This window comes from Pseudomonas sp. (assembly GCF_050739655.1).
GTDB lineage: Bacteria > Pseudomonadota > Gammaproteobacteria > Pseudomonadales > Pseudomonadaceae > Aquipseudomonas.
In genome coordinates, this window is sequence record NZ_JBOIBY010000012.1 from 1 (window position 1) to 4467 (window position 4467).

Consider the following 4467-nt stretch of genomic DNA (forward strand, 5'->3'; position numbering starts at 1 on the left):
TGGTCGCTCTATCCACGCTGGCGACGATCATTGCCTCTCAAGCCGTGATCTCCGGCGCGTTCTCCCTGACGCGTCAGGCCATTCAGCTGGGTTACGTGCCTCGCATGTTTATCCAGCACACCTCCGACCAGGAGCAGGGGCAGATATACATCGGTACGGTCAACTGGGCGTTGATGGTCGGTGTTGTGTTACTGGTGATCGGTTTCGAATCTTCCAGTGCCTTGGCTGCCGCTTATGGAGTCGCAGTGACGGGAACCATGTTGATCACCACTATTCTGTCCTCGGCTGTCGTCCTGATCCTCTGGAAAACGCCACGCTGGTTGGCCATCCCGATGTTGCTCGGCTTTCTGTTGGTGGACGGCCTGTATTTCGCGGCCAATGCGCCGAAAATTTTACAGGGCGGTGCGTTCCCGGTGATTGCCGGCATCGGCCTGTTCATTTTGATGACGACCTGGAAGCGGGGACGCAAGATTATTGTTGAGCGGCTGGATGAAACCGCGCTTCCGCTTCCGCTATTCATCAGCAGCCTTCGTACGCAACCTCCCCATCGCGTGCAAGGCACGGCGGTGTTTCTTACCGCCAGGTCCGATGCTGTTCCTCATGCGTTGCTGCACAACCTGCTGCATAACCAGGTGTTGCATGAGCGGGTGGTGTTGTTGACCGTGGTATCCGAAGACAGTCCACGAGTGCCTGTGGACCGTCGGTTCGAAGTTGAATCCTTCGGCGAAGGCTTTTTTCGGGTCAGCCTGCACTTTGGTTTCACCGAAGAGCCCGATGTTCCCCTCGCATTGCGTGCCTGCCATCTGCCGGAACTGGATTTCAGCCCTATGCGCACAACTTATTTTCTGAGCCGGGAGACGGTTATCCCGACCAAGCGCATCGGTATGGCGAAGTGGCGCGAGTACTTGTTTGCGTTCTTGCTCAAGAACGCCAACAGCAACCTGAAATACTTCAAGTTGCCATTGAACAGGGTCATTGAGTTGGGTACACAAGTCGAAATGTAGTGATAGTTCAGCTGTGACCTCGCGCAACGTGATCGACCGCTGGCAGTTGTCTTCTGTCGACTGCTGCCAGTCGCGAAGGGCCGAAAACTACTCAGTCACTCCGGTGCCATCATCACCGCGAGCGTCATCTTGATGAATTCTTCATTCTTATCGATGGCTTCCAAGGCACCGCGTACGTTGTCAGCGACATCGGCTGATCCATGCTGCTCGACCCAGTTCGAAAGCTCCATGATGACGGCTTCTAGGCGAGTTGGTTTTCGTTGATCTTGAAGAGTAGGGAAGGGAGCAGATCTGAGCTTGGCATCGCGAATCCTCGGTTAAGAGGTCAGCGTAGCACCTGGTTCTATGAAGGATTTTTTACGATTGGCAGAACGCCGGGAGAGGGTGTAGACGGGCTGAGTTCTGGAACAAGTCCAGCATAGTCTTCGTAAGGGCTGTGTGCACACATTGTAATAGTGCGAACGTGGCTTCGATCAAGTATGCATGATCGGCATACCTCCGATGGTTTTACTCTGCGCAGATTGGTTATTTTCAAGCTTTCAGGCCCGTAGTTTTTTCTTGCCGCAATTCCTATTTTGTAGACGTCACCTTCTTCCCTTTGCGGTTGCGGATGTATTGCTCAGTCATCACGACGGTGGTGTGATCAAGCTGGTCCATTACCTCCCGGATGTTACCGGTTGAATCAGAATCAGCCCCGTCCGCGGATCGAAGTGGCGCACAAAGTGAACATGCCTGGAATCGAAGGGCTGATCACTGACCCCGGGCCCTCTGATCACCTTGAAGCTGTTCATCTGGTGGATCGGTATGAAGTGCCGATTATCCATTGGTACGAAATGCTGGTTGTTGATTGGTACGAAATGCCGGTTGTTGATTGGTACGAAATGCCGGTTGTTGATTGGTACGAAATGTCGGTTGTTGATTGGTACGAAATGTCGGTTGTTGATTGGTACGAAATGTCGGTTGTTGATTGGTACGAAATGCCGGTTGCCCATTGGCACGAAATGCCGGTTTCCCATATGAAAGGAGCCACTGTGGAAATGGTGGAATTGCCCGCATTGCTGTGGCTGCCCACTGACCAGAACGGCCGGGTGAGGATTTTGATCGAGGCCGCCACCGCTGATTGCCTCAAAGGAAAGGCTGCTTGCCAGAAGCCCCGCAACCAAGAGCAGGAGCTGCTTGAAGATACGCATAGCGCCACCTCCGACGGTCCCCCTGCACTAAATTATAGTGCGTCATGGACCCCGGCCTGGCCCTGGCGCTGAAGTAGACAGCTAGCCAGACGGAGGCCTTTATTTCTTTGCATCGCAAAATCAAAAGTCTGCCCCGCAATTCATCCCGTCCTGCATCCGAATGTCTGCAACAGGGACTTACAAAGCAGTCTCGCAATAGGGGTGACGCGAACTAGATGGATGTCTTCTGACGTTTTTGCCTGCATCTGCCTGACTCAGGCGCCTTGCAGTAAACGGAGGGCACCTTGGCGCCCTTGTTTTTGAGGGTGATGAATGAAACAAGGACAAGTTTTACTGCTGGCTTTGCTGGTTATGTTTTTGACAGGTTGCATGACTACACCGCCAAAAGATCAAGGCAATCTCTGCAGCATTTACCGTGAATATCCCGACTGGTACGAGGACTCGCTAGAGATGCAGAGTGAATATGGGACGCCTCTGCATGTGGCCATGGCGATCATGAAACAGGAAAGCAGCTTCGTGGCTGATGCTTTGCCGCCTCGTGACTATCTGCTCTGGGTGATCCCCTGGGGGCGAGTCAGTTCGGCTTACGGTTATGCGCAGGCTCAAGATCCGGTGTGGGGCGAGTACAAGGGCGATACTGGCAACGGTGGTTCGCGTGACAGCTTCGACGACGCGATCTTGTTTATCGGTTGGTACACCACTGGCACCCAGCGTCAGCTCGGAATCTCCAAATGGGACACCTACAATCAGTACCTGGCTTATCATGAGGGGCGTGGGGGCTTCAGCCGCAATTCCTATCGCAGTAAACCGTGGCTGATGCAGGTTGCCCAGAAAGTGCAAAAGCAGTCAGAGATTTACAACGCCCAGCTCAAGCAGTGTCGCCAGGAGCTGGAGGATGAGCGTAGCGGGTGGTTTTAGCGCGGTAAAGAGTGACGGCCCCGACGTGAAATCGTACGACCAGACTGGATGCGTCGATTTGGACTTTTGATGTGTTTGACAGGCCTGTCGGGCGTCAACTAAAAATCAAGGGCTTGCCAGCGAAAGCCATGCAAGCCCTTGTTTGTTTCTGCTTCATTGCTTCTGTCTTGATCGTGGTTGCCTGATGCTTTTCAGGACGCCGGGTCTGCCTTGCGGCGATCGCTGCCGGATGGGTTGCCGGTATTGATCAGCCTTCTTTCCAGCAATACGCTTTCCAGGGCCTGGCGCTCTGACGGGGTCATTTGATGCTCTCGCTCCTTGAGTTCCAGCAGGATCGGGGTGGACCACTGGCGGTAGGTTTGTTCGGCACTACGATTGAGTGACATGGGTTCCTCCTTGATCAGGCTCCTGCCAATTAAGGCGCCGCAGTTCGATACGCAAGAGACGCTAGCCGAGGAACCTTGTTCTCGCCACTGCGTTACGTCGGGCTTCCATCTTCCCAGATGCCCGTAGCGGCAGTGCGCTGCACGTAGTCGCTGAAGTCGCGCGCTGGCCGTCCCAGTGCCCGCTGTACGCCATCGGCTATTGGCGTGTTGCGGCCGTCGAGCACAGTCGTGAAGAGATAGAGCACCAGGTCGATCAACTCCTGGGGAAGTTGTTGCTGTTCCATCGCCTGTCGATAGGCGTCCGCTGGTACGGCCACGAACTCGATGTCGCGACCGGTGGAACTTGCAATCTCGGTCATGGCTTCGGCAAAGGTCAGCGCCCGAGGGCCGGTCAATTCGTAGAGCTGGTTGGTGTGTCCGGGTTGGGTCAGTGCGGCGACGGCACACTCGGCGATGTCTTCCGCATCGACAAAGGGTTCAGCGACCTGGCCAACGGGGAGTGCGAGTTCACCCAGCAGAATGGGTTCAAGAAAGTGCGCCTCGCTGAAATTCTGGCAGAACCAACTGGCCCGCAGAATCGTCCAGTCAATCCCGCTGTTCTGTACGACACGTTCGGCCTGTTCCGCTTCGATTTCGCCGCGACCGGATAGCAGGACCAGTTTGCGGACTCCGCTTTTGACCGCCAGGTCGGTGAAAGCCTGGATGGATTCCAGGGCGCCAGGAACGGCGAGATCAGGTTGAAAGCAGATGTAGACCGCATGAACGCCATCTATCACCGCGTCCCAGGTTGATCGATCTTCCCAGTCGAAAGGGGGATTCGCGTCGCGGGAACCTCGGCGAACGGCCAGGCCGGCAGCTTCGAGTCGTTGTGTGATTCGCCGCCCGGTTTTGCCCGTCGCGCCAAGGACCAGTGTGATTGGTTGACCGGTTTTCATCGCGTTCATCTCCATCGGTTAATGTGAGTGATAC

5 protein-coding genes and 1 pseudogene are annotated in these 4467 nt (G+C 55.1%); 3 read left to right on the plus strand and 3 right to left on the minus strand.

The features are described from left to right. Positions 1-1004: KUP/HAK/KT family potassium transporter (locus tag ACRESJ_RS00715; protein ID WP_431756161.1), on the plus strand; the 1004-nt coding region annotated here is incomplete at its 5' end. A gap of 95 nt (positions 1005-1099) precedes the next feature. Here ACRESJ_RS00715 and ACRESJ_RS00720 read toward each other — a convergent pair. After that, positions 1100-1308 (minus strand): annotated as a pseudogene (locus ACRESJ_RS00720) (hypothetical protein). Between the two features lie 373 nt (positions 1309-1681). Here ACRESJ_RS00720 and ACRESJ_RS00725 point away from each other — a divergent pair. Then, on the plus strand, positions 1682-2266 hold the full coding sequence (locus tag ACRESJ_RS00725; RefSeq protein WP_431756162.1) for a hypothetical protein: 585 nt from the start codon (positions 1682-1684) through the stop codon (positions 2264-2266). Positions 2267-2506: 240 nt separating this feature from the next. Then, a complete protein-coding gene (locus tag ACRESJ_RS00730) occupies positions 2507-3112 on the plus strand; it encodes a hypothetical protein (RefSeq protein WP_431756163.1) in 606 nt (201 codons plus the stop codon). 191 nt (positions 3113-3303) lie between these two features. On the opposite strand, the gene ACRESJ_RS00735 is transcribed toward ACRESJ_RS00730, so the two are convergent. After that, complete coding sequence (locus ACRESJ_RS00735; protein ID WP_431756164.1) at positions 3304-3498, minus strand: hypothetical protein; 195 nt, start codon at positions 3496-3498, stop codon at positions 3304-3306. A gap of 92 nt (positions 3499-3590) precedes the next feature. Beyond that, a complete protein-coding gene (locus ACRESJ_RS00740) occupies positions 3591-4433 on the minus strand; it encodes an NAD(P)H-binding protein (RefSeq protein ID WP_431756165.1) in 843 nt (280 codons plus the stop codon). Positions 4434-4467 lie beyond the last annotated feature (34 nt).